This is a genomic window from Methyloversatilis discipulorum, assembly GCF_000527135.1.
Classification (GTDB): Bacteria; Pseudomonadota; Gammaproteobacteria; order Burkholderiales; family Rhodocyclaceae; genus Methyloversatilis; species Methyloversatilis discipulorum.
Map to the genome: position 1 here is coordinate 2,486,680 of NZ_AZUP01000001.1, position 25,119 is coordinate 2,511,798.

The window sequence follows — 25,119 nt, forward strand, 5'->3', positions numbered from 1 at the left end:
GCCGGAGCGTACTCAGCGCCCGGCCACTTCCAGCGCGTTGTCGACTGAGCGCACGCCGGGGACCGCCATCGCCGTCTGCAGCGCACGCGCCAGTTGCGACGCGTCGCGCACCACTCCGCTCAAAGTGACGCGCCCGTCGCGGGCGCTCACCGCGACATAGCAGCCGCGCAAGGCCTCGTCGTCGCCAAGAGCGCCCTTGATCGCCTGCTGCAGGCCGCGGTCGTGATCATCGGTGACCGGATCGCGCAATGTCGCCTGCGTGGCGGCGACCAGACTGGCCGCCTGAGCGGGCGAGCAGATCGAATAGGCGATGGCCGTCGTGGTAATCAAGGTCGCGATGGACTGGCGGGTGATCATGGTGTGCCTCCGTATCTGTTTTGGCGGCGCGGTCCGGCCGGCGGGAGTGCGCGCACCAGCATGCGTCGTGCCACACCGTGCCCGCCTTTGAATTCAGATACTTGAGCACGGCGGCGCCCGCCTTGCGTCGGGCTGCGGCGACGCGCGCACGACCGTCGGCGGCAATCTCGCGCGCCGCGCCGTTCAGGCCTGTCGCATCTCGGCGACATCGCCCCGGAACAGGCCGGGATTCAGGTCGTAGCGCTGCAGCAGCCGGTAGAACTCGGTGCGGTTGCGGCCGGCGATGCGCGCCGCGTCGGTCACATTGCCGGCGGTGAGCTTGAGCAGCTGCACCAGGTAATTGCGCTCGAAGCGCTGTTTCGCCTCGGCGTAGCCCAAGGCCTCCATCGGCTTCACACGCAGCGCGCGATCGACCAGCGCGCGCGGTACCAGCGGCGTGGTGGCCAGCGCGCAGGCCTGCTCGACCACATTCTGCAACTGGCGCACATTGCCGGCCCAGTGCGCGGTCGCCAGCGCCTCCAGCGCGTCGGGCGCGAAGCCGCGCAGGCGCTTGCCGTACTTCCTCGCCAGTGTGCGCAGGAAGTGTTCGGCCAACAGCGGAATGTCTTCGCGCCGCTCTGCCAGTGGCGGCAGTGACAGCGTGACCACGTTGATGCGGTAATACAGATCTTCGCGGAACTGCCCCTGCGCGAGCAGGGCGTCGAGATCGCAGTGCGTGGCCGACACGATGCGCACATCGACCGGCTCCGCCTGCGTCGCGCCGACCGGCCGTACCGCCCGCTCCTGCAGCACGCGCAACAGCTTCACCTGCAGTGCCGGCGGCATGTCGCCGATCTCGTCGAGGAAGAGCGTTCCGCCGTGCGCGGCGCGGAACAGACCGGTGTGGCGCGACACCGCCCCGCTGAAGGCACCGCGCTCGTGGCCGAACAGTTCGGATTCGAGCAGCGCGTCCGGTATCGCGCTGCAGTTGATGGCGACGAAAGGCGCCTGCGCGCGCGGGCTGGCGCGGTGCAGGGCGCGCGCCAGCAATTCCTTGCCAGTACCGCTGTCGCCGCGTATCAGTACGCTGGCATCGGAGGCGGCGACCAGCCGCGCCTCGTCGAGCAGCGCCTCCATGCGTGCGCTGCGGCTGATGAAGCCATCGCGCCAGCCGGCGTCAATCGCCGTCACCGCGCCGGCCGGGGCGGCGTGCGACAGCGCCTGCGTGATGCGGTCAAGCAGTGAGGCGCTGTCGAAAGGTTTGGTCAGATATCCGGCGACGCCGCGCGAGGTCGCCTCCACCGCATCGGGAATGCTGCCGTGCGCGGTCAGCAGGATGACCGGCAACGCCGGGTGCTGCGCTCGGATGTCGTCGAACAGCGCGAGCCCGTCGCGATCCGGCAGCCGCACGTCGCTCAGCACCAGGCTGAAGCGCTCGACCGCGAGTCGCGTCAGTGCCGCTTCGGCGGTTTCGGCGGTGCTGACGCGATAGCCGCTGGCCTTGAGCCGCAGCGACAGCAGACGCAGCAGATCGGTATCGTCGTCGACCAGCAGCAGGCGATGCTGCCCGTCCGCCCTCACCGCGGTACGCCGCGCGACGGAATGCGCGCGGGCGGCAGGCTGCGTTCGATGTCGGCCAGTGCGTCGAGCTTGCGCTGCAGTTCGTCCGCCCGCGCCTGGCTGTCCTTCAGTTGCTGGCTGCTGCGTTCGAGCTGCTGCGTCAGCTTGACGTTGGCAGCGTCCAGACGCTGGCGCTCGACCACCTGTTCGAGCAGCGACTTCGCATAGGGCTGCAATGCGCGCGCCTCATCGTCGGTAGATGCGACCAGTGCCTCCAGCTGTGTGCGCGCGCGCGTCAGATTGCCGCCGCGCGGCTGAGCTGCCTGCATCGCCTGCTGCAACTGTCGTTCCGCCGTGTTGGTGTGTGTCTCAAGCGCCGCCGGCTGCGGCGCTTCGGCCGCCGCCGGCGCGGATGGAGCGGGCTTCACGCCGGCGCAGGCAGCGAGCGTGAGCGCAAGCGCGATCGGGATCAGACGGATCAGACGGGTCAGACGGGCGTCAGCTGGCATGGGGCAATTCAATCCTGAAGTGGGCGCCGCGCTCGGCCGGCAGCACCAGTGCGCGACCGCCGTGCGCGGCGATGAACTCGCGCACGATGGCCAATCCGAGGCCATTGCCCTTGTCCGGGCGCGGGGCGCGGCGGCTGCCGCGGAAGAAGGGTTCGAAGATGCGTTCGGTCTCGTCCGGTGCGACCCCCGGACCTTCGTCGATGCAGTCGATGCGCGTGGTGTCGCCGTCGCTGCTCAGTTCGAGCCGCACGGTACCGCCGTGCGGGCTGAAGGCGATACCGTTGGACAGCAGGTTGGTGAGCGCGATGCGCAGCTTGGCGGCGTCGCCGCGCACCGGTGGTGCGTAGCCGCTGACGTCGAGCCGGATATCCTTGGCCTGCGCCTGCAGCTTGAGGTCGGCCGCCACTTCGCGCGCCAGCGCACGCAGCGCGGTCGGCTTCAGCTCGAGGTGGCGGGCGTCGAACTGCGTCGCGTTATAGCCGATCAGCTGTTCGATGCGTTCCTGCAGCGCGCGCGCATTGGCGTCGAGTATGCCGCTGACTTCGATCTGCTCGTCGCTGAGCTGTCCTGTCACACCGTCCTGCAGCAGCGCGATACCCTCGCGCAGCGACGCGAGCGGCGTCTTCAGTTCGTGCGACACATGGCGCAGCACGCGATTGCGGTGCGCCTCCAGATCGGCCAGCCGCACCCTCAGCCATTCGAGCTTTTCACCGAGTCGGCGCAGATCGGCCGGGCCACCCACCCGCACCGGCATCGAGAACTGCCCCTCGCCGAGGCGAGCGATGGCCTGCTCTACACGCTTCAGCGGCCGCAGTATCCACCAGCCGGTGGCCACTGCGAGCAGGAGCGCGAGAGCGATGGCCGCCAGCACCTGCGTCGCCAAGGTGTCGCGGCTCGACTCCAGCGTGTCGAGCAGCGCCGTATTGCGGCCATCGATGGCCTCGCGCACGCCGGCGGCAAGGCGATCGTTGATCGAAGCGAGATCGGGCAACGCGTCGCCGACGGCGGCCTCGGCTGGCAGGTCGAACACGGCACGCAACTGAGCTTCAGTACGTCGCCACGTGTCCGCGTGCTGCGCGATCTGCGGCAAGCTCGCGGTCATCGTCGCCAGCGAGGCCAGCGCCTGAGCCTGGGCCTCATCGTAGCGGTGACGCAAACCGTCGTCCCGCAGCACGGCGTATTGACGCGCGCTGCGCGCCATGTCGAGCGAGCGTTCGTCGATCTGCTGCATCGCCGTCGTCAGGTTCAGTGCCCCACTGCCGGCCTCACGGCTGGCGCGGGCGAAGTCCTGCAGCATGATCCAGCCACTTGCTGCTGCGGCACCGAGCGCGCCGGCGATCAGCAGCACGGTCAGCAGCAGGGTGGTACGGAAGGATGCATGAGGCATGGGTCGAGGGATTTCCGGTGAACGTCCGAGTCTAGGCAGCCCGGACGCGGGCCGCGGTAAGGCCCGGTAATGGAATGCAACAGAACGTTAAATCCGCCACGCCTGGGCGGTGTGTCGCCCCTCGGCGACAGGGCGCAGCGCACGTCGTGATGGGCGCTGCGCCCCCTTCCACGCAGCCGACTGTCGCGCTGCGGCGACAGAATCGCGGGCATTCGCTGCAGAGGCGCCGGGAAAGGTCGAATCGAAGCATGTAAATCATTGATTCAATATTAGATTTAACTCCAGGCACACGACTTGCGAACGGTCGGTGCGCGCCGTGCCGCACGGTGCGAGCCACTTTCAAGGAGAAGACATGTTCAACAAGCCCGGCCTGTTCCCGAAATCCACCGAATCCACGCTGCCGCGCACGATACGACCGGGCGGCGGCGGCACGTCCGGCAGCGGCATGACGGTGAGCACGACACCGTCGCCGGCCGCCCTGTCGCCGCAGCGCGACATCCCCGCGCCGCAGCCGTCGAAGCCGGAAGCGATCGAACCCTCGCCCACCCACGGCAGCCGCCTCATCGTCGGCCCGGACGTGAAACTGCGTGGCGCGGAAATTCTCGATTGCGACACGCTGGTGGTCGAAGGCCGGGTCGAAGCGACGATGGACAGCCGCGTCATCCGCATCGCCGAGAACGGCGCCTACTCCGGCACCGTCAGCATCGACGTGGCTGAAATCCACGGCAATTTCGACGGCGAGCTGACCGCACGCGAACAACTCATCGTCCACGCCACTGGCCGCGTCAGCGGCAAGATCCGCTACGGCAAGATCCATATCGAGGAAGGCGGCGAAATTTCCGGCGACATTAAATCGCTGGCCAGCGCCGGCAAGGAAAAGCCGGTCGAGCGCAAAGCCGACGAGCCGCGGTCGCTGACCGCGCTCGCCGGTTGAAGCGGATCAGCGTGAGGACGACGCTGCGGCGTCGTCCGGCGCGGCCGCAGCCTCCTCACCCCATCCGCCGCCGAGCGCGGCGTACAGGTTCACCACTTCGGCCAGTTGCCCCTGGCGTGCGCGCACCAGTGCCAGCGATGCCTCGTTGGCGGTGCGCTGCGCATCGAGCACTTCGAGATAGCGCGAGTAGCCCGCGTCGTAGCGCTTCTGCGCCAGCTGCAGGCTGCGCGCCGCGGCATCGGACTGCGCCTGCAGCGCGCTCACGCTCTGCGCGTACTGCTCGGCAGCCACCAGTGCGTCACGCACGTCGGTGAAGGCGTTGCGGATGGCCGCCACATAGCCGGCCAGCGCCTGCTTCTGCTGCGCCGTCGCCTGATCGACGCGGGCGCTGCGGCGGCCGGCGTCGAACAGCGGGAGGTCGAGTGCAACGCCCAGCGACCAGATATTGGCCGGGCCGCTGAACAGGTCCGACAATTCGCGGCTCTGCGAGCCGTAGTTGCCGGTCAGCGAAATCGACGGATAGAGCGCCGCCTTGGCGACACCGATCTGCGCATTGGCCGACGCCAGTTCCGCCTCCGCCTGTCGCACATCGGGACGGGCGTCGAGCAGCGACGACGGCAAGCCGGCCGGCGGCAAGGGCGGCAGCGGCAGGCTGCGCAGGTCACCAGCCTCGATATGCATGCCCAGATTGCCGGTCAGCAGCGCGATCTGGTTTTCGGCGATGCCGCGGCTGCGCGCCAGATCGGCGATCTGCGCCTCGATCGCCGCGACCGCGCCGAGCGCCTGCTGCAGTTCCAGTTCGTTGGTAAGGCCACGCTCGACGCGGCTGCGCAGGATGTCCACGTTCTCGCGTCGCGTGGCCAGCGTGTCGCGCGACAGCACGAGCTGTGCGTCGAGCGCGCGCAGGTTCAGGTAGCCACCGACCAGCTGGCTCACCAGCGTCAATTCCACCGTGTCCTTCGCGTGCCGCGTGCCGAGCGCCTGCGCGCGCGCCGCCTCGCTGGCGCGGCGCAGCCGTCCCCAGAAATCGAGTTCGAACGAGGTCGATATCGCCGTCTGGAAGCTGTTGCGGTAGAGCGGCGCGCCGGCCGGTATCGGCGCACCGACGCCACTGATGCGCGAACGGCTGGCACCGGCTTCGAGGCCGACGTCGGGGAACAATGCGGCACCGGCTTCGCGCAACAGCGCGTCGGCCTGTTCGATCCGTGCCGCGGCGCGCTGCACGTCGGCGTTGTCGGCCAGCGCCCGTTCGACCAGGGTGTTCAGCGTGTCGTCGTTGAACTGCTTCCACCAGCCACGCGCGACGGCGACCGGCGCCGCGTCCTGCGCCGGCGCGTACTGTGCCGGCAGATCGACCGTCGGGCGCACGTAGTCGGGGCCGACCATGCAGCCGGACAGCAGCGCGGCGCAGGCAAGTGCGAGCGGCGTTTTCAGGGCGGCGGGACTCATGCGGTCACCTCGTCGGCCGGGCCGTCGTCGCGGCGCGCCGCCTTGCGGCCGGCCATCCAGCTGTAGAACATCGGAATGAATATCGTGGCGATGAAGGTGGCGGCCAGCATGCCGCCGAACACGCCGGTACCCATCGAGCGGCGCGCCGCGGCACCGGCACCGGTGGCGGTGACCAGCGGCACGACGCCAAGGATGAAGGCCAGCGCCGTCATGCAGATCGGACGGAAGCGCAGTCGTGCCGCTTCCAGCGAGGCGGTGATGGCGTCCATGCCTTCCTGCTGCTTCTGCAGTGCGAACTCGACGATCAGGATGGCGTTCTTCGCCGCCAGGCCGACCAGCACCACCAGACCGATCTGGAAGTAGATGTCGTTCGGCATGCCGCGCATCCATACCGCCAGCAGCGCGCCGAGGATGGCGAACGGGATGGCCATGATGACCGCCAGCGGCAGCGACCAGCGCTCGTACTGCGCAGCGAGGATCAGGAACACCATGATGATGCCGAAACCGAGCGCCAGCACCGAGGTGATGCCGGTGCGCTTTTCCTGGTAGGCCTGACCCACCCATTCCAGCGTGTAACCGGCCGGCAGCACCTGGCGCGCCACCTCCTCGACCGCGGCGATGCCATCACCGGAGCTGCGACCGGGGGCCGCATTGCCCAGAATCTTGGCGGCGACGAAGCCGTTGAAGCGCTCGACCATTTCCGGCCCGACCACGGTGCGCACGCTGATCACCGCCGACAGCGGAATCATCGCGCCGGAGTTCGACCGCACGTAGGGCTTGCCGAGATCCTCCGGCTTCATCCGGTAGGGGGCGTCGGCGCCGAGCTGCACCTTGTAGGTCTTGCCCGAACGGTTGAAGTCATTCACGTAAAGCGTGCCCATCGTCGCCTGCAGCGTCGAATACAGCGCGTCGAGCGGAATGCCGAGCGACAGCGCCTTCGGCTCGTCGACATCCACCGCGAGCTGCGGTGACGACACGCGGAAGAAGGTTTTCACGTCTACCAGTTCCGGCCGCTTGTTCAGCTCGGCGATCAGCTGACCGGTGATGGCCGCCAGCTTGCGCGCGTCCGAATCCTCGCGCGCCTGCACATAGGCCTCGAAGCCGCCGGCTGCGCCCAGACCCTGGATCGGTGGAGGATTGAAGATGAAGCCCATGCCGTCTGTCAGCTTCATGCCTTCGGCCGCGATCACCTTCTGCAGGTCGTCGGCCGTGGTCGCGCGGTCCTTCCACGGTTTCAGCACGACGAAAGTCATCGCCACGCTGGGCCGGTTGTTGCCGGTGATGAAGTCCATGCCGCGCACCATGAACACGTTCTCCACCGCCGGGTGCTCGTTGATGACGCGACGGATCTTCTCGAACGATACCTCGGTGCGCTCGGCCGACGCACCGTCGGGCAGCGTGACGAAACCGAACAGATAGCCCTGGTCCTCGGACGGCACGAAGGCACCGGGCACGACGCGGAACATGAAACCGGCGCCGGCGAACAGCAGCAGCACCAGCAGCGTCGCCACCACACGATGGCGCAGCGTGGCACCGACGGTGCCCGTATACAGCCGGGTGAGCCATTCGAAGCCGCGGTTGAACGGGCGGAAGAATTTCACCTCGCCCTCGTGCTCCTTCAGCATCAGCGCGCACAGCGCAGGCGTCAGCGTCAGCGCGACCACGCCGGAGATCGTCACCGAGATCGCCACCGTGGCGGCGAACTGCTGGTAGAGCTGACCGGCGATGCCGCCGAGGAAGGCGACCGGCACGAACACCGCACACAGCACCAGCACCATCGCCACCAGCGCGCCGGACACCTCGCGCATCGCCGCCATCGACGCCTCCTTGGGCGGCAGCGCGTGCTCGCGCATCTGGCGCTCGACGTTCTCCAGCACGACGATGGCGTCATCGACCACGATGCCGATCGACAGCACCATCGCGAACAGCGTCAGCGTGTTGATCGAGAAGCCGAGCGCCCACAGACCGGCGAAGGTGCCGACCAGCGACACCGGCACCGCGATCAGCGGAATCAGCGTGGCGCGCCAGTTCTGCAGAAACACCCACACCACCAGCACGACGAGGATGGTGGCCTCGGCCAGCGTATGCACCACCTCCTTGATCGACTCGCTGATGAAGCGTGTGGTGTCGTTCGGAATGATGAATTCAGTCCCTTCGGGCAGACGCTGCGACAGTTCGTCGAGCTTGGCGCGCACTGCCTTGGCGGTGTCGAGCGCGTTGGCGCCCGACTGCAGATAGACACCCATACCCGACACCGGCGTGCCATTCACCTTGGTCGTGCGGTCGTAGTTCTCGGCACCGAGTTCGATGCGGGCGACGTCCTTCAGGCGCACCACGCCGCCAGGCCCGTCGGCGCGCAGGATGATGTTCTCGAACTGCGGAATGTCGAGCAGGCGGCCCTTGGCGGTCACCGTGTAGGTGAGCTGCTGGCCGTTGGTGACCGGCTCCTGACCGATGCGGCCGACTGCGTTCTGCGCGTTCTGCACACGGATGGCGGCCGCCACCTCGGTGGTCGTGATGCCGAGGCGTGCCATCACGTCCGGCTTCAGCCAGACGCGCATCGCGTACGGCGCGTCGAAGGCGATGGCGTCACCGACGCCGGGCAGGCGGCGCAGTTCCTCCAGCACGTTCACCTGCACGTAGTTGGTCAGGAACAGCGTGTCGCGCTGACCGTCGTTCGACTTCAGCGCGGCGATCATCAGCAGGTTGTTCGAGCGCTTGCGCACCACCAGACCGGACCGGCGCACGTCTTCCGGCAGCCGCGACTCGGCCACTGAAATTCGGTTGTTCACCGCGATCAGCGCGGTATCGGGATTGGTGCCCACCTCGAAGGTGAGCGTGATGGTGACGGTGCCGTTGGAGGTCGACGTCGAGTTGAAGTACAGCAGACCTTCGATGCCGGACAGTTGCTCCTCGATCGGCGCCGCCACCGTGCGCGCCAGCGTTTCCGAGTTGGCGCCCGGATAGGTGGCGGTGACGATGACGGTGGGCGGCGAAATTTCCGGGTACTGCGCGATCGGCAGCGACAGCGAGGCCACCAGGCCCGCGATCATGATGACGATGGAGATGACGCCCGAAAAGATCGGGCGGTTGATGAAGAAGCGGGCCATGTGCGGGCGCTCCTTCAGGACTTCGCCGGCGGCGCGGCTTCACCCGCCGCGCGCGGCGCCACCGGCGCGCCCGGTCGCAGCTTGATCAGGTTATCGACGATGACACGGTCGCCGGCCTGCAGGCCGCCGGTCACCACCCAGTCCTTGCCCTGCCACTGGCCGAGCTTGACCGGGCGCGGCTCCACCTTGCCCTCGGCATTGGCCAGCATCACCACCGGACCGCTCTCGGTCTGCGTCACCGCAGCCTGCGGCACCAGGAACACATTGTCGCGCTCACCGGCGATCACCCGCGCGCGGACGAACTGGCCGGGCAGCACGACGGCGTCGGCGTTGGCGAACTCGGCGCGCATTTCCAGCGTGCCCAGCGCCGGATCGATACGGCTGGCGGAGAAATTGATGCGGCCGCGCTGCGGCAGGATGCTGCCGTCCGGCAGCTGCAGCTCGACCTCGCGGAAGCTGCGCACGGCGGCACGCCCACCCGGCACGGCGGCCAGGTCGTTGTCGGACAGACTGAAGCGCACCCAGATCGGGTTGATCTGCGCAATCGTGGTGAGCAGGCTGTCGCTGCCGGTATTCACCAGCGAACCTTCCGAGCGATGAGCCCGCCCGGTCACGCCAGCCACCGGTGCGGTCACCTGCGTGTAGCTCAGATTCAGTTCCGCCTCGCGCACCGCCGCCTCGGCGGATTTCACTGTGGCGCGGGCCACTGCGCTGGCCGAGCGGGCGTCGTCGAACTCCTTCTGGCTGATCGCCTTCTCAGCCACCAGCCCGGTCAGACGCTGCGCTTCGCGCGCCGTCTGTTCCTCGACCGCCTGCGCTTCGGCCAGACGCGCCTTGGCCTGCGCCAGTGCGATCTCGAACGGTGCACGCTCGATGCGGAACAGCATCTGCCCGGCCTTGACCGGCTCACCTTCGCGGAACAGCCACTTTTCGAGAATGCCGCTGACCCGCGCACGCACTTCGACTTCGCGCGCACCTTCGGCCTGCGCCACCGCCTCGACGACGAGCGGCGCCTGCGTCGGCGCCACCTCGATCACGGTGACCGGCAGTGCCTGCGGGGCCGCAGCTGCCGGCTGCGCTGACTTGTCACCACTGCAGGCGGACAGCAACAGCGCCGCTGCAATCAGCACGACGAAACCGAAAGAGGTGTGGAGCGGAGAAAGTCGGCGTCCCGGGCGCACGGCCAGGCGGGAAATCGGACGCGAGGCGGGCACGGCGGCCGCGGAGCGGACAGGCATCGGGGAACTCTCCTGAATTCGGCCTGCAATTATATACAAGCACGAATGTTTGTAAATTTGCCCCAGCCGGACAGTACAACGCGCGGCCGGCGAACTGTCACTGAGTCAGGACGGCGCCGTTTCGGTTCCTGCGCCCTGCGGATTTTCGTGCACCGCACCGTCCGGTATGCCCTGCAGACGCCGTCGCACCATGTGGATGTGAGCGCGCAGCTGGTAGTGGTAATCGGAATGCGCCAACGGCACGTGGATGCGCGCCACCGCCGCCTCGATGCGGTCGATGTCGTCCAGCCACTCGGCCCGGCTGCGCGTCTGATCGGGCAGCATGGCCTGACGTTCGACGTCCTTCAGTTCGCCGTACCAGCGGTACAGCTTGCTGCGCACGCGCCAGACGTAGAGCTGCGGCAGTATCTTGAACAGCGGCACGGCCAGGGCCAGCAGCGGCACCAGCAGTACAAGCATGCGATCGAACAGGTTGGCGATCGAGAAGGGCAGGTAGCGCTGCAGGAAAGGCGGACCGACCTCATAGAAGCGCTTGGCGCGCGGATGCAGTTCGAAATCGCCGCCGTCGGGCTTCGGGAACTCGCCCGGCCGCTGAAACACGCTGGCTTCGGCATGCGCCGGCTTCATCGCGCCCAGCATCAGGTCGATCAGCGCCGGATGCGTGTCCTCGCGCGCCACCATATAAGCCTGCGTCGCCACCAGCGACACATCCCTGGGCGGAATGTCGCGCACGAAATCGATGGCGCCGCGTGGCAGCGTCAGCATGGTCAGATGCGGGAAGCGACGCGAGTAGGCGGGCGCCTGCGTCATGCTCATCAGCGAAATCCCGTCCGAATAGAGCAGCGCCCACACGCTGGCCGAATGCACCGCGCCAACCACGACCAGCGCGTCGATGCGGCGGTCGCGCAGCGCGGTGACGCCGGCGATTCCGCTCAGCGGCAGCAGGCGCCGCTTGTCGTCGGCCATGCCGTGCGCGGCCAGCATCTGCAGCGCAAGATGGCGGGTGCCGCTGCCTTCGGGCCCGACGCCGATGCGCAGACCCTTCAACTGATCCAGCCGCTCCAGCCCGGGCCGACCGCGGTAGAACACCCACACCGGTTCGTAATAGGCGGCCCCGAGCGACAGCAGCCCGGGCGGGTGATCTTCCGCGCTGCCGCCCTGGACAAAAGCGAAATCGACGGTCTGTTCCGGGTCGTTCAGGCGCTTCAGGTTCTCGATCGAACCGGCGCTCTCGAGCGCTTTCACGCCGACGCCGAAGGGTTCGATCAGCGGCTTGTAGCGCGCGCAGAACGATTCGTAGGCTGAACCCTGTGCGCCGCAGGAAATCGTCGTCTGATCCGGCGGCGCCGGCTTGATGTAGCGGGCGGCGAACCAGAAACCGGCGGCGATGATGAGCAGGGCCGGCAGACCGAGCGCGAACATGTCACGGAAGGACAGCTGGCGCAGCCAGTTGCGCAGCGCGGAGGCACGGAGCGTATAGGGCGTCGGAGCATTCATCGGGCAGTAGGGTAGCGCGCCGACCGGGCTCGCGCACAGCCTGATGCCCTCGCGCACATCTGTTTCATTCTGTCAGCCGCGATCCGGGGCATCTAAAGTCGCCCGCGCGCGGCGCCGTTATTCCTTCGTGCGGAAAGGATGGATCGGGCGGGCCGATCGGGCACCGCCGCACATCGAACAAGATACGCACACGGGGTGCCCTGGATGAATGTAGTGGTCGTGGATGACGCGCAGGTGAATCTGGTTCTGATGTCTGCGCTGCTGGGCAAGCTGCCGGACGTTGAATCGACCTGTTTCCTGTCGCCGTCCGAGGCGCTGGAGCATTGCATGCGCGAGGACCCGGATCTGGTCATCGTCGATTACATGATGCCCGACATGGACGGCGTCGAATTCATCCGGCGCTTCCGCTCCAATCTGGCGCGCACACAGACGCCGCTGCTGATGGTCACCGCCGATCACGAGCGCGAAGTGCGCTACCGCGCGCTGGAGTCCGGCGCCAACGACTTCCTGACCAAGCCGGTCGACCGTGTCGAGTTCACCTCCCGCGTCAAGAACATGCTGTCGCTGCGTCGCAGCCAGGTCGTGCTGGCCAACCACGCACGGGTGCTGGCCGACGAAGTGCGCCGCGCCACCGCCGAAATTTTCGAACGCGAGCGCGAGACGCTGAACAAGCTCGCGCGCGCCGCCGAGTTCCGCGACCCGGAAACCGGCGCCCATATCCTGCGCATGGCGCACTTCTCGGCGCTGATCGCACGCGAGATGGGTCTCGACGCCGACATGCAGGAAGCCTTGCTGATCGCCGCACCGATGCACGACGTTGGCAAGCTCGGCACGCCGGACCACATCCTGCTCAAGCCGGGTCGCCTCGACCCGGACGAGTTCGAAATCATGAAGCAGCACGCCGCCATCGGCTACGAAATCCTCAAGGACTCCGCTTCGCCCTACATGCAGCTGGCAGCGACGATCGCGCTCAGTCACCACGAGAAATTCGACGGCAGCGGCTATCCCAAGGGCCTCGCCGGCGAGGCGATCCCGCTGGTCGGGCGCATCGTCGCAGTGGCCGATGTGTTCGACGCGCTGACCTCGTCACGTCCTTACAAGCAGGCATGGGAGGTCGGTCGCGCGCACGATTTCCTCGTCGCGGGACGCTCTCTGCACTTCGATCCCGACTGCGTGGACGCCATGCTGGATCGCTGGGAGGAAGTGCAGGAGATCCGGGCACGCTTCCGGGACGACTGAGTCATGAAGCTGCCTGCCCTCGGGACGCACCGCCTGCTGCTGCGCATCACCGCGCTGTTCGCCCTCGCTTTCGGCGTCGGCGCAGCGGGTAACGCGCTGTACACGGCCCGCGAACAGGCGGACGAAGCACTGCACCTGCTTGAGCGCAGCGCACTGGCCGAGACACGCACCATCGCGGCGGGTCTGGCTGCAGACATCGAATACGACCGCGACGCGCTGGTCGCGCTGCGACCGCGGCTGCCCGACACGGCCGTGCTGACGGCGGCGGCGCTGGTCACGCCGAGCGGCGAAGTCCTGTCGGCACTCCGACGCGCCGGCGACGGCGCCTGGCGAACGGCCGACACCCGCCCGACCGACGCGCCGCCGCCGGGCCTGATCGCGCGTGCGCGCGCCGCGGCAGAGGACGACGCGGGGCGGCAGACCATCGTCAGCTGGGTGCCGCTGGTGGCCGGCGGACAGACCGCATGGCTGCGCACCGAGACCGATACGCCGGAAGCGCGCGAAATGCGTGCGCACATTCTGCGCGACAGCCTGCTGCACGGCCTGTTCGCACTGCTGCTCGGCGCCGGCGCCCTCTACCTGCTGCTGCGCCGGCCGCTGGCCGCACTGAACCAGTGCACCGACTTCGCCGAAAGACTGGACCACGCGATGGGCGAAACCCTGCCCACGGCGACCGGTTCGCACGAGACCGACCGGCTCGCCCGGGCACTGAACTGGGCCTCGCTGAGCCTCTACGACCAGCGCAGCGCACTGGCCGAAAGCGAAGCACGCACCGGCGCGATTCTCGGTGCGGCGCTCGACGCAGTGATCACCTTCGACGGCTTCGGCAACGTGATCGAGTACAACCCGGCCGCCGAACGCATGCTGGGCTGGACGGCGGCCGAAGCGATGCAGCATCCGGTGATCGAACTGCTGGTCGCACCTGCCGAACGCGAACCGGGTCAGCACGACCTGCTGCAGTGGCTGGGCCGCCGCTTCGACGCGGTGATCGGCCACCACATGGAACTGGACATCCGTCACCGCAGCGGTCGCCGCTTCCCTGCGCAGCTCGCCATCACCTCGACGCACATGAAGGGACGCGCACTGTTCACCGCCTTCATTTCCGACATCAGCGAGCGGCGCGCGGTGCACGAGCAGATGATGCAGGCGCGTGACGCGGCCGAAGCCGCGAGCCGGGCGAAGAGCGACTTTCTGGCCAATATGAGCCACGAAATCCGCACCCCGATGAACGCCATCATGGGCATGACCGAACTGGCGCTCGACACCGACCTGACCGGCGAGCAGCGCGAGTACCTGACACTGGTGAAGCAGTCGTCCGACACGCTGCTGACGCTGATCGACGACATCCTCGACTTCTCGAAGATCGAGGCCGGGCATCTGGACTTCGAACATATCCCGTTCAGCCTGCGCGAAGTGATCGGCAGCATCGTGCGCACGCTCGCTCCGAAACCGGGCAAGCCGGTTCAGCTCGGCTGCCGCATTGATCCGTCGGTGACCGACGGCGTCGTCGGCGATCCGGTAAGGCTGCGTCAGGTGCTGACCAATCTAATCGGCAATGCGCTGAAATTTACTGAGCGTGGCAGCGTCGACCTGTCGGTCACGCTCGACAGCCAGGACGACGGCGTGCAGGGCCTGCGCTTCGCCGTGCGCGACACCGGCATCGGCATTCCCGCGCACAAGCAGGCACTCATCTTCGACGCCTTCTCACAGGCTGACAGTTCGACCACCCGTCGCTTCGGTGGCACCGGTCTCGGCCTTGCCATCTGCACGCGGCTGGTCAAGCGCATGGGCGGCAGGCTGGAAGTGATCAGCGCACCGGGTGAAGGATCGACCTTTCATTTCACCGTGCCCTTGACCAGCGCGCGCGCAGGTGAGCTGGCGTCGCAGGAGACCGGATCGCTGGAACGGATGCCGCTGCTGGTGATCGAGCCCGACCCGACATCGCGCACGCAACTTGCCGCGCAACTCGCGCAGTGGCAGATGGCGGCACGCGTGTGCGCCGACCTTGACGAAGGCATCGGTGCCATCGTCGCGGCCGAGAGCGAGGCGCAGTGCTTCCGCGCACTGCTGGTGGCCGAGGACCTCGCCGCACGCGACGGCTGGGCGCTGGTGCATGCGCTGAAGGGACAGTGCGCCGCCGAACTGCCCATCATCCTGCTGCACGACGGCGAAGCGCCGAAGGCCAGTGGCCTGCCGGCCGGCATCAGCGGTCTGGTCGCCCGACCGGCGCAGACCGCCGCCCTGCTCGACGCGCTGATGGCCGCCACCGGCACCGGCACGACCGGCGAGCGGCGCAGCATTCCGGTGACCGAGGGCGGCGAAGGACGGCGCCTCAACATCCTGCTCGCTGAAGACAATCCGGTGAACCAGACGCTGGCCGTGCGGCTGCTGGCGCGCCTGGGCCACGAGGTCGACGTGGCGGCGAACGGCCTCGAAGCCGTCGCGAAGGCGGCCTGCATCCGCTACGACGTCATCCTGATGGACCTGCAGATGCCGCAGATGGGCGGCTTCGACGCCACGCGTCACATCCGCGCACAGGACGGCGAGCGGCATACGCCCATCGTGGCGATGACGGCGCACGCGATGGCTGGCGACCGCGAGAAGTGTTTTGCCGCCGGCATGGACGCCTACGTGTCGAAACCGATACAGGTTCCGGCACTGATACGCGCACTGGAAGAGGCATTGCAGAAGCCGGCGTCGGCGCCGGTCGAACACCGCGAAGAGAACATCGGCAAGGCGGACGACACGCACGCCACGCAGTTCGACCGCGCGTTTACGCTCGGCAATCTGGGCGGCGACGAAGTGCTGATGCGCGACATCATCGTGCTCTTCCTGCGCGACTACCGGACCATGCTGGGTGCGTTGCGCGAGGCACGGTCGGTATCGCGCGATGCGCTTGCCGTCGAGGCGCACACGATCAAGGGAACGGTGCGCAACTTCGGCGGCACCCGGGCCGCCGGCATCGCCGGGCGGCTCGAACGCAGTGGCGCCACGGCGCCGGACGACGCCGGCACCGACCTGCTGATCAACCAGCTGGAAACCGAAGTGGAGGCCCTGGCCGCCGAACTGCGGGCGGAACTGCAGGCCGCCCGCGTTGCGGCCTGATCAGCCGAAACGTCGCCGCGCCACACCGGCAACCAGCGCCACGCCGGACAGCAGCAGCGCCCATGATGCAGGCTCGGGCACGGCGGTGATCGATACGTTGTCGAGCGCCGTCGTCTCCACCACCCCCGAAATGTACTCACCGCGGATGCGCAGCCGCTGAAGGTCGCCGAGCACCGACTGCATTTGTGCGGCGGAGGCGAAACTGCCGCCAAGACCGCCCACGCGCCAGCTGCCCTCGGCCAGCGACACCGTGAAGTCGGTCCAGTCGACGCCCGGCTGGTAATCATGCTGGAACACCAGCACCAGGCCCGCGCCATTCACCAGCACCACGTCCGGATCGTCACGCCACTGCGGTGTCTGCACCGACAGGGTCTGGCTGTAGCGCAGCGTACCGCCGTAGTAGCCGGACAGATCGCCGAGGAAGGATTCCGGTGCTTCGAAGAAGAAGCTCATCGCCGACGGATCGGTGTAGCGGATGAACTGGCCTTCCTCGTCGTAGTCCGGTGTGAAGGAGCCGCCGAAGGAATCGAAGGGCGGATTGGTGTCGGACACCGTCCAGCCGTCGTTGCCGGAATCGAAGGTGCTCGACGGCGCGGCAAAGGCCGCCTGGGACGCGCCGAGCGACAGCAGCAGCGCGATGATGTGGGAACGCATGTCCGACCTCCGATTCCGATGTTGGAAGCCGGCAACCTAAACCTGCAAGGCACGCACGCCACGTGAATATCTCACGGACGTGCGTCGTCGGTGGCGACTCAGCCCGCGGACTGCGAACCGCGCTGGATGAATTCGATCTTGTAGCCGTCCGGGTCCTCGACGAAGGCGATCACGGTCGAACCGTGCTTCATCGGGCCGGCCTCGCGCACCACCTTGCCGCCGCGCGCCTTCACCTGCTCACAGGTGGCGTAGGCGTCGTCGACCTCCAGCGCGATGTGGCCGTAGGCGTTGCCAAGGTCGTACTTGTCGGTGTCCCAGTTGTGGGTCAGTTCGAGCACCGCGCCGTCGGCTTCGTCCTGGTAGCCGACGAAGGCCAGCGTGAACTTGCCGTCCGGATAGTCCTTGCGGCGCAGCTCGCGCATGCCGAGCACATTGGTGTAGAAATCGATGGAGCGGTCGAGATTGCCGACGCGCAGCATGGTGTGAAGGATGCGCATGTGTGAGTCCTCGTGTCAGGGGGCGACGATGCGCCCCGGGTGGTGCGCGCGCAGTTCGCGCCGCGCCGCCTCGAAGCCGGGCAGGATGGCGGCCACGGTATCCCAGAACGCGCGCGAGTGATTCAGTTCCTTCAGGTGCGCCAGTTCGTGCGCGATCACGTAATCGATCAGCGCCGGCGAGAAATGAATCAGTCGCCAGTTCAGTCGTATCACGCCCTGCGCGGTGCATGAGCCCCACAGCGTATTGGCCGAACTGAGCACCACACGTTCGGGTGCCACGCCGATGCGCGCACCCAGTTCGGTCGCGCGGCGGGTGAACAGCGCCAGCGCCTCCTGCTGCAGGAAGCCACACACCGCGTCGCGCACGCGGTCGTGGTCGGCGTCGGCCGGTAGCGGCAGGCGCAGCACCTCGTCGTCGATCAACGGGCGCGCGCAGGTGTCGCCGAGGCGCAGCATGACGTGAGTGCCCAGCCAGGGCAGTCGGGCACCGTCGCGCCAGTCGGTGCGCACTGGGGCGCGACGGGCGCGCACTTCACCCAGCTTGGTGAATATCCAGCGCTGCTTCTCGCGCAGCGCTTCTTCGATCTGCGGCAGCGTCACCCAGTGCGGCGCAGTCACGCGCAGGCCGGATTCACCGATGGAAAAGCCGATCGAGTTGCGGCGGCTGCGACGCAGGGCGTACTCGATGATCTGCTGACCGAGCACGATGTGGCGACCGCGCGGCTGCGGCGGCGCGTTGTCCGGCGTATCGAGCGCCAATTCAAGCTGCTGCGGGCTGTGGGTTTGAGCCATAGTGATGCGGGAACAGTCTGCGCATTTCACTTTCGATCCAGGCTTGAGCCTGCCCGTTGATCTGTTCCGCCGTCAAGCCCTGCGTGTCGATCGCCGGTCCGATGCTGACCGTGATCTCGCCTGGGAGCTTGAGGAAGGCATTGCGCTTCCAGAAGTCGCCGGCGTTGTGCGCGATCGGCACCACCGGCGCACCGGTCACCTCGGCCAGCCGCGCGCCGCCTATCTTGTAGCGCTTGGTCTGCCCGGGCGGCATGCGCGTGCCCTCGGGAAAGACCGTCACCCAGAAACCGAGGTCGAGCAGTCGTGCGCCCTGTTCCTCGACCTGCTTCAGCGCGTCCTTGCCGGCACCACGATCGATCGCGATCATCGGCATGCAGCCCAGGCCCCAGCCGAAGAACGGTATGCGCAGCAGCTCGCGCTTGAACACGAAGGCGACCGGCGGCAGGAACACCTGCAGCGCCATCGTTTCCCATGCCGACTGGTGTTTGCACAGCACCACCGCCTTGCCCTTGGGCAGGTTCTCGCTGCCGATGACGCGGTGGCGCAGACCGACGATGATGCGCAGCGCGAACATGGTCAGATGCGTCCACAACCCGATCAGGCGATAGCGCACGTGCGGCGGCAGCGGCCGCGCCACGATGGCGATCAGCGAAAACGGCGGCGTGATGACGATCAGAAAGACGAAGAACAGCAGCGAGCGGACGAAGGCCATCAGTCGGTATTCACCGTGAGTGCGCGCACATAGGCGGCGAGATTGTCATGGATAGGCGTGCCGGGAGGCAGTTCCGGATCGGCTTCGGTCTTCCCGCCCTTGCCGGTGCGCACCAGCACCGGCTGTGCACCGGCGGCGACGGCTGACTGCAGGTCGCGCAGGCTGTCGCCGACCACCGGCACGTCCTCGAGGTCGACGTTGAAGCGCTCGGCGATCTCCAGCAGCATGCCCGGCTTGGGCTTGCGGCACGAACACTTGGAATCGGCCGCGTGCGGACAGAAGAAGATGGCATCGATGCGGCCGCCGGCCTGTGCCACCGTGCGGTGCATCTTGTCATGGATGGCGGCCAGCGTGTCCATGTCGAACAGGCCGCGGCCCACGCCCGACTGGTTGGTCGCCACCACCACGCGCCAGCCCCACTGGTTCAGCAGCGCGATCGCCTCCATAGACCCTTCGATCGGCCGCCACTCCTGCGGCGACTTGATGAACTGGTCGGAGTCGTAATTGATGACACCGTCACGGTCGAGAATGATGAGCTTCACCCGCTCAGTCCTTCAGCTCAAGGCGGGAAATGTCGGCCACTGCATTCATCGCCGCCGCCAGTTCGCCGAGCAGCGCGAGGCGGTTGGCGCGCACCTTGAGGTCGTCGGCATTGACCATCACGTCGTCGAAGAAGCGGTCGACCGGCGCGCGCAGCTGCGCCAGCGCGGTCAGTGCTTCGGTGTAGCGGCCCGCGTCGAGATCGGCGCGCAGCGCAGGCTGCACCGCCGTCAGCGCGGCGTGCAGGTCGCGCTCGGCGGCTTCCGCGAACAAGGCCGCGTCGACACCGACCGCCACGCCATCCGCCTTCTTCAGGATATTCACGATGCGCTTGTTGGCGGCTGCCAGCGACTGCGCCTCCGGCAGCGCCGAGAAGGCGACCACGGCGGCGAGCTTGGCCGGCACCAGATCGATGCGCGTCGGACGCAGCGCCAGCACGGCGTCGATCGCGCGCGCATCGTGGCCGGCTTCGCGCAGCAGGTTGCGCAGGCGCTCGAACATGAAGTCGAGCAGCTGCGTTTCGAAATTCGCAGCCTCGCCCTCGCCCACCTGGCCGGCGCGGAAGCCGCCGCGCGCGGCGGCGACCAGTTCGGCGAGATCAAGCGGCAGCGGCGTTTCCATCAGGATGCGCAGCACGCCGAGCGCGGCGCGGCGCAGCGCGAACGGATCCTTGTCGCCGGTCGGGATCTGGCCGATGCCGAAGAAACCGGCCAGCGCGTCGATCTTGTCGGCCAGCGACACGGCGCAGGCCACCGCACCGTCCGGCAGCGCGTCGCCGGCGAAACGCGGACGGTAGTGCTGCTCGACTGCCTGCGCGACGACCTCGGCTTCGCCGTCGTGCTGTGCGTAGTAGCGACCCATCACGCCCTGCAGTTCCGGGAACTCGCCCACCATGTCGGTCATCAGGTCGGCCTTGGCCAGCAGGCCGGCACGCGCCGCCTGCATCACGTCGGCGCCAAGGCGGCCGCCGATGTCGGTGGCCAGGCGCTGGATGCGCATGACACGGTCGAACTGGCTGCCCAGGCGATTGTGATAGACCACCGCCTCCATCTTCGGAATGCGCGCGGCGAGCGGCGTCTTCTTGTCCTGCTCGAAGAAGAAGCGCGCGTCAGACAGGCGGGCACGCACGACACGCTCGTTGCCGGACACAATGTTGTGCGGGTCGGCCACCTGCATGTTGGACACCACCAGGAAGCGGTTCAGCAACTTGCCGTTGGCATCGAGCAGCGGGAAGTACTTCTGGTTGGCCTTCATCGTCAGGATGAGGCACTCCTGCGGCACGGCGAGGAATTCCGCTTCGAACTGCGCGACGTAGACGTTGGGGTTCTCGACCAGCGCCGTCACTTCGTCGATCAGCGCTGCGTCATCGACGTGGTGCACGCCATTGCCGATGTCGGCGCAGACGTGGGCCAGCCGCTGCACGATGAGCGCCCGGCGCGCGTCGAAGGACGCCATCACCGCGCCGCGCTCATACAGCGCACGCGCGTATTCGTCGGCGTTCGCCAGTGTCACTTCGCCCTCGCCCATGAAGCGGTGGCCGCGCGTGCTGCGACCCGAGGCGTGGCCGAAGGCCTGGCCCGGCGCGACGCGCTCGCCGTGCAGCATGACCAGACCGTGCACCGGACGCACGAACTGGAAGTCGCAGTCGGCCCAGCGCATCAGCTTCGGAATCGGCAGCTTCCTCAGCGCGTCGAGCACGATGCCGGCCAGCACGTCGTCGAGCGCGGCACCCGGCACCGTCATCGCGTAGAAAAGCGTTTCGCTCTTGCCGTCCATGCGACGGGTGAACTGCGGCAGCGCCTCGACCGGAATGTTCTTCGCCTGCAGCTTCTTCAGCAGTGCCGGCGTCGGCTTGCCATCGGCATCGAGCGCGACGGCGACCGGCATCAGCTTTTCATCGACCACCGCATCGGGCGCGCGATCGGTCACGCCCTGCACGGTCAGCGCAAGGCGACGCGGGCTGGCGTAGCGGTCCATGCGCGCGTCGGCGGCGGCCAGCTTGCGCTCGACCAGCGCCTTGAACACCGCGTCGGCAAACACCTCGCCCAGACGCGACAGCGCCTTGGGCGGCAATTCTTCGGTCAGCAGTTCGACCAGCAATGTGGCTTGCATAGCTCTTCCAGAGGGCCGCCGCGGCGGCCTCAAAACAGTTCTGTCGGATCGGGACGGGAGCGGGACAACTCAGGCGGCGCGCAGCGCTTCGATGCGCTGGCACTCTTCCTCGCCGAGCAATGCGCGCAGGCGCGGGCTGCTCAGGTCGGCCATCGGGAAACCGCGCTGTTCGCGCGACGCGTAGTAGGCCTGCGCCACCAGCCGTGCCAGCGCGCGCACGCGGCCGATGTAGGCGGCGCGCTCGGTGACCGAAATGGCGCCGCGCGCATCGAGCAGGTTGAAGCTGTGCGAGGCCTTCATCACCATCTCGTAACCGGGCAGCGGCAGGCCGGCCTCGATCAGGCGTTTCGCCTCCGACTCGTAATCGCCGAACTGGCGGAACAGCCATTCGACATTCGAATGTTCGAAGTTGTAGGTCGACTGTTCGACCTCGTTCTGGTGATAAACGTCGCCGTAACGGATGCCCGGTGCCCACACCAGGTCGTACACGTTCTCGACGCCCTGCAGATACATCGCCAGGCGCTCGGCGCCATAGGTGATCTCGCCGAGCACCGGCTTGCACGGAATCGAACCCACTTCCTGGAAGTAGGTGAATTGCGTCACTTCCATGCCATCGAGCCACACTTCCCAGCCCAGGCCCCAGGCACCCAGCGTCGGCGATTCCCAGTCGTCCTCGACGAAGCGGATGTCATGCTGCGACGGATCGAGACCGAGTGCGCGCAGGCTGTCGATGTACAGCTCCTGGATGTTCGGCGGCGACGGCTTCAGCGCCACCTGGAACTGGTAGTAGTGCTGCAGGCGGTTCGGGTTCTCGCCATAGCGGCCATCCTTCGGCCGGCGCGACGGCTGCACGTAGGCGGCGCGCCAAGGCTCGGGGCCGATGGCGCGCAGGAAGGTGGCGGTGTGGAAGGTGCCGGCACCGACCTCGATGTCATAAGGTTGAAGCAGCGCGCAGTTCTGCTCGCCCCAGAAACGGGACAGACGCAGCAGCACTTCCTGGAATGTGGGTGCAGCAGACATGGAGCCAGACCGTGAGGGAAAGGCGGGATTTTACCGGCTCAGCCTCTTTTGCGCTGCACCGCGGCAACGATGATGACGGCAAGCGCCACGAGCAACACTGGCACATTGCCCCAGCGCATGAAGGGGGTGAGGCCCTGATAGCCCTGCAGCTCGACACGCAGGGCCGCGCGGGTGAAGGGCGGCAGCGCTGCGACGACCCGACCGTCGGGTGTTATCGCCGCGGTCATGCCGGTGTTGGTCGCGCGCAGCATCGGGCGTCCGAGTTCGAGCGCGCGGACCTGCGCGATCTGCAGGTGCTGCGGCTGCGCCCACGAATCACCGAACCAGGCGGTGTTCGACACATTGACCAGCAGCGTCGCGTCGCGCGCGGCGGCGATCAGTTCCTCGCCGAACACGTCCTCGTAGCAGATGTTCACCGCCACCTGCTCGCCGGCCAGCGCCAGCGGCGGCTGCACTTTTGCGCCACGGCCGAAGTCGGACATTGGAATGGACAGCAGTTGCAGCGTCCATGCGAACAGCGGTGGCGTGAACTCGCCGAAAGGCACCAGGTGCGACTTGCTGTAGCGCACGTCGTCCGCACCCACGGCGACCGCGCTGTTGAAATAGCGCGCGCGTCCATCGACCTCGCCCAGCGTGACCGCACCCATCAGCACGTCGCGGCCGGTGGCACGCACGGCCGCCAGCCAGGCCGGATCGATTTCAGCGTAGGGCAAGGGGATGGCCGTTTCCGGCAGCACCACCAGATCGGCCGGCCAGGCGCGCGCGAGATCGAGATAGGTCTGCATTGAGTCCGGTAAGCGCTCCGGCACCCACTTCATGCTCTGTTCGATATTCCCCTGCAGCAGACTGACGGTCAGCGGGCGGCCAGTGGCTTCGGTCCAGCGCACGCTGCCGAGCAGGCCGCCGACCACCAGCAACGCCGCCAGCGACAGCAGCACCGGGCGCAGCGCGATGCGACGCAGCACGAACAGCGCGAGCACGCCGGACATCAGCGCGGCGACGAAGCCGGCCCCGTGCACGCCGAGCAGCGGCACATAGCCGGCCAGCGGACTTGGCGTCGCGTGCGCGTAGCCGCTGGCCAGCCAGGGAAAACCTGTGAACAGCGTGCCGCGCAACCACTCCGACGACACCCACAGCGCGGCGAACAGCCAGGGCGCCAGCGCGACCGACGGACGCAGCGTGCGCATGGCGGCGCAAACGGCCGCGGGAAACAGCGACAGATAGGCGCAGAACAGCACGGTGGCCAGCAGCGACAGCGGCAAGGGCATGCCGCCGAACTGGCTCAGGCTGACATTGACCCAGGACACGCCAGCGAGGAACCAGCCCATGCCGAAAGCAAAGCCGGTGAGCGCGGCGGCGCGGACAGAAAGCGTGTCGACCAGCCAGAGCAGCGTGGCCAGCGCGACGACCGGCAGCGCAAATACGCCGAAGGGCGCAAAACCGCCGACCGCCAGCGCACCGGCCGCAGTAGCAGCGGCCAGTCGGACGACCGACTTCATTCGACGGCGGACGGTGCGGCCGGAGGTGCGATGCGATCGACCATCAGCGTGTGCACGCGGCGACTGTCGGCGCGCAGCACGGTGAAGCGCAGCGCGTCGATCTGCACCACCTCGCCGCGCTTGGGCAGGCGGCCGATCTGATGGATGACCAGCCCGCCCACGGTGTCGTAGGCATCGTCGTCGAAGGCGGTGCCGAACACCTCGTTGAAGTCCTCGATCTCGGTGCCGGCCTTGACCCGGTAACGACCAGTCTGGTCGACCCGGATGTTGTCGGCCGACTCGTCGAAGTCGTACTCGTCCTCGATATCTCCGACGATCTGTTCGAGCACGTCCTCGATGGTGACGAGGCCGGCGACGCCGCCGTACTCGTCAACCACGATGGCCATGTGGTTGCGGCTGGCGCGGAACTCGCGCAGCAGCACGTTCAGGCGCTTTGATTCGGGGATGAATACCGCTGGCCGCAGCATGTCGCGCAGACTGTCGTCATCGCCAGACAGCAGACGCAGCAGATCCTTGGCGAGCAGGATGCCGATCACGTCGTCGCGGTTCTCGCCGATCACCGGGAAACGCGAGTGCGCGGTGCGCAGCGCGGTCTGCACGATCTTGTCGAGCGGATCGTCGATGTCGATCACGTCCATCTGCGCGCGCGGAATCATTACTTCGCGCACCGGCATGTCGGACACCTGGAGCGCGCCTTCGATGATGGAGAGGGCGTCGGCGTCCAGCAGATTGCGTTCGAAGGCGGAGTGCAGCAGCACCAGCAGTTGTTCTCTGTCTTCCGGCTCGCGCATCAGCAGATGCGACAGCCGCTCGAGAAAACCGGGGCGCTGCGAAGGTGAGGAACTACTGTCCATGCGGGACGCGGGAGACGAACACGCCGGCAGTGTAACCCGGCCAGCGTGTCGGTTTCGAGTCAGGCATCCGGAATT

Annotated in this window: 20 protein-coding genes; 3 read left to right on the top strand and 17 right to left on the bottom strand. The window is 67.5% G+C overall.

Features of this window, described 5'->3' with window-relative positions:
• Positions 1–12 precede the first annotated feature (12 nt).
• The 4 genes from METFAM1_RS0111565 to METFAM1_RS0111580 form a co-directional block, all read right to left on the bottom strand.
• Positions 13–357, bottom strand: a complete 345-nt coding sequence (locus tag METFAM1_RS0111565) for a BON domain-containing protein (protein ID WP_019915421.1) — start codon at positions 355–357, stop codon at positions 13–15.
• A 183-nt stretch (positions 358–540) separates the two neighbouring features.
• On the bottom strand, positions 541–1,917 hold the full coding sequence (locus tag METFAM1_RS0111570; RefSeq protein ID WP_019915423.1) for a sigma 54-interacting transcriptional regulator: 1,377 nt from the start codon (positions 1,915–1,917) through the stop codon (positions 541–543).
• On the bottom strand, positions 1,914–2,405 hold the full coding sequence (locus tag METFAM1_RS20385; RefSeq protein WP_019915425.1) for a hypothetical protein: 492 nt from the start codon (positions 2,403–2,405) through the stop codon (positions 1,914–1,916). The genes METFAM1_RS0111570 and METFAM1_RS20385 overlap by 4 nt, the downstream gene beginning before the upstream one ends.
• Positions 2,395–3,792: a HAMP domain-containing sensor histidine kinase gene (locus METFAM1_RS0111580; protein WP_019915426.1), complete on the bottom strand. Its 1,398-nt coding sequence runs from the start codon at positions 3,790–3,792 to the stop codon at positions 2,395–2,397. The genes METFAM1_RS20385 and METFAM1_RS0111580 overlap by 11 nt, the downstream gene beginning before the upstream one ends.
• A gap of 352 nt (positions 3,793–4,144) precedes the next feature.
• Here METFAM1_RS0111580 and METFAM1_RS0111585 point away from each other — a divergent pair, with 352 nt between their 5' ends.
• The gene (locus METFAM1_RS0111585; protein ID WP_019915427.1) at positions 4,145–4,726 is read left to right on the top strand and encodes a bactofilin family protein; all 582 of its coding nucleotides are present in this window, start codon (positions 4,145–4,147) and stop codon (positions 4,724–4,726) included.
• 6 nt (positions 4,727–4,732) lie between these two features.
• Here METFAM1_RS0111585 and METFAM1_RS0111590 read toward each other — a convergent pair whose 3' ends face one another.
• From METFAM1_RS0111590 to METFAM1_RS0111605, 4 genes are all read right to left on the bottom strand, one after another.
• Complete coding sequence (locus tag METFAM1_RS0111590; RefSeq protein ID WP_019915428.1) at positions 4,733–6,175, bottom strand: efflux transporter outer membrane subunit; 1,443 nt, start codon at positions 6,173–6,175, stop codon at positions 4,733–4,735.
• Complete coding sequence (locus tag METFAM1_RS0111595; protein WP_019915429.1) at positions 6,172–9,285, bottom strand: efflux RND transporter permease subunit; 3,114 nt, start codon at positions 9,283–9,285, stop codon at positions 6,172–6,174. The genes METFAM1_RS0111590 and METFAM1_RS0111595 overlap by 4 nt, the downstream gene beginning before the upstream one ends.
• 14 nt (positions 9,286–9,299) lie before the next feature.
• On the bottom strand, positions 9,300–10,523 hold the full coding sequence (locus METFAM1_RS0111600; protein ID WP_019915430.1) for an efflux RND transporter periplasmic adaptor subunit: 1,224 nt from the start codon (positions 10,521–10,523) through the stop codon (positions 9,300–9,302).
• A 105-nt stretch (positions 10,524–10,628) separates the two neighbouring features.
• Positions 10,629–12,077: a TAXI family TRAP transporter solute-binding subunit gene (locus tag METFAM1_RS0111605; RefSeq protein ID WP_232419745.1), complete on the bottom strand. Its 1,449-nt coding sequence runs from the start codon at positions 12,075–12,077 to the stop codon at positions 10,629–10,631.
• Between the two features lie 147 nt (positions 12,078–12,224).
• Here METFAM1_RS0111605 and METFAM1_RS0111610 point away from each other — a divergent pair, with 147 nt between their 5' ends.
• Both METFAM1_RS0111610 and METFAM1_RS0111615 read left to right on the top strand, forming a co-directional pair.
• Positions 12,225–13,259 (top strand): HD domain-containing phosphohydrolase, encoded by a 1,035-nt coding sequence (locus tag METFAM1_RS0111610; RefSeq protein ID WP_019915432.1) that lies wholly within the window; start codon positions 12,225–12,227, stop codon positions 13,257–13,259.
• 3 nt (positions 13,260–13,262) lie between these two features.
• Positions 13,263–16,364 (top strand): ATP-binding protein, encoded by a 3,102-nt coding sequence (locus tag METFAM1_RS0111615; RefSeq protein ID WP_019915433.1) that lies wholly within the window; start codon positions 13,263–13,265, stop codon positions 16,362–16,364.
• Here the strand turns inward: METFAM1_RS0111615 and METFAM1_RS0111620 are convergent, their stop codons facing one another.
• The 9 genes from METFAM1_RS0111620 to METFAM1_RS0111660 form a co-directional block, all read right to left on the bottom strand.
• Complete coding sequence (locus METFAM1_RS0111620; protein WP_019915434.1) at positions 16,365–17,018, bottom strand: laminin B domain-containing protein; 654 nt, start codon at positions 17,016–17,018, stop codon at positions 16,365–16,367. It lies immediately after the preceding gene.
• Positions 17,019–17,116: 98 nt separating this feature from the next.
• On the bottom strand, positions 17,117–17,515 hold the full coding sequence (gene gloA / locus METFAM1_RS0111625) for a lactoylglutathione lyase (protein WP_019915435.1): 399 nt from the start codon (positions 17,513–17,515) through the stop codon (positions 17,117–17,119).
• 15 nt (positions 17,516–17,530) lie between these two features.
• A complete protein-coding gene (locus METFAM1_RS0111630; protein ID WP_019915436.1) occupies positions 17,531–18,307 on the bottom strand; it encodes a M48 family metallopeptidase in 777 nt (258 codons plus the stop codon).
• Positions 18,276–19,019: a lysophospholipid acyltransferase family protein gene (locus tag METFAM1_RS0111635; RefSeq protein ID WP_019915437.1), complete on the bottom strand. Its 744-nt coding sequence runs from the start codon at positions 19,017–19,019 to the stop codon at positions 18,276–18,278. The genes METFAM1_RS0111630 and METFAM1_RS0111635 overlap by 32 nt, the downstream gene beginning before the upstream one ends.
• Positions 19,019–19,561: a D-glycero-beta-D-manno-heptose 1,7-bisphosphate 7-phosphatase gene (gene gmhB / locus METFAM1_RS0111640; RefSeq protein ID WP_019915438.1), complete on the bottom strand. Its 543-nt coding sequence runs from the start codon at positions 19,559–19,561 to the stop codon at positions 19,019–19,021. The genes METFAM1_RS0111635 and gmhB overlap by 1 nt, the downstream gene beginning before the upstream one ends.
• A 4-nt stretch (positions 19,562–19,565) precedes the next feature.
• Positions 19,566–21,671 (bottom strand): glycine--tRNA ligase subunit beta, encoded by a 2,106-nt coding sequence (gene glyS / locus METFAM1_RS0111645; protein ID WP_019915439.1) that lies wholly within the window; start codon positions 21,669–21,671, stop codon positions 19,566–19,568.
• A 69-nt stretch (positions 21,672–21,740) separates the two neighbouring features.
• Positions 21,741–22,691 (bottom strand): glycine--tRNA ligase subunit alpha, encoded by a 951-nt coding sequence (glyQ, locus tag METFAM1_RS0111650; protein WP_019915440.1) that lies wholly within the window; start codon positions 22,689–22,691, stop codon positions 21,741–21,743.
• Between the two features lie 38 nt (positions 22,692–22,729).
• The gene (gene lnt, locus METFAM1_RS0111655) at positions 22,730–24,190 is read right to left on the bottom strand and encodes an apolipoprotein N-acyltransferase (protein WP_019915441.1); all 1,461 of its coding nucleotides are present in this window, start codon (positions 24,188–24,190) and stop codon (positions 22,730–22,732) included.
• The gene (locus METFAM1_RS0111660; protein ID WP_019915442.1) at positions 24,187–25,044 is read right to left on the bottom strand and encodes a CorC family transporter; all 858 of its coding nucleotides are present in this window, start codon (positions 25,042–25,044) and stop codon (positions 24,187–24,189) included. The genes lnt and METFAM1_RS0111660 overlap by 4 nt, the downstream gene beginning before the upstream one ends.
• Positions 25,045–25,119 lie beyond the last annotated feature (75 nt).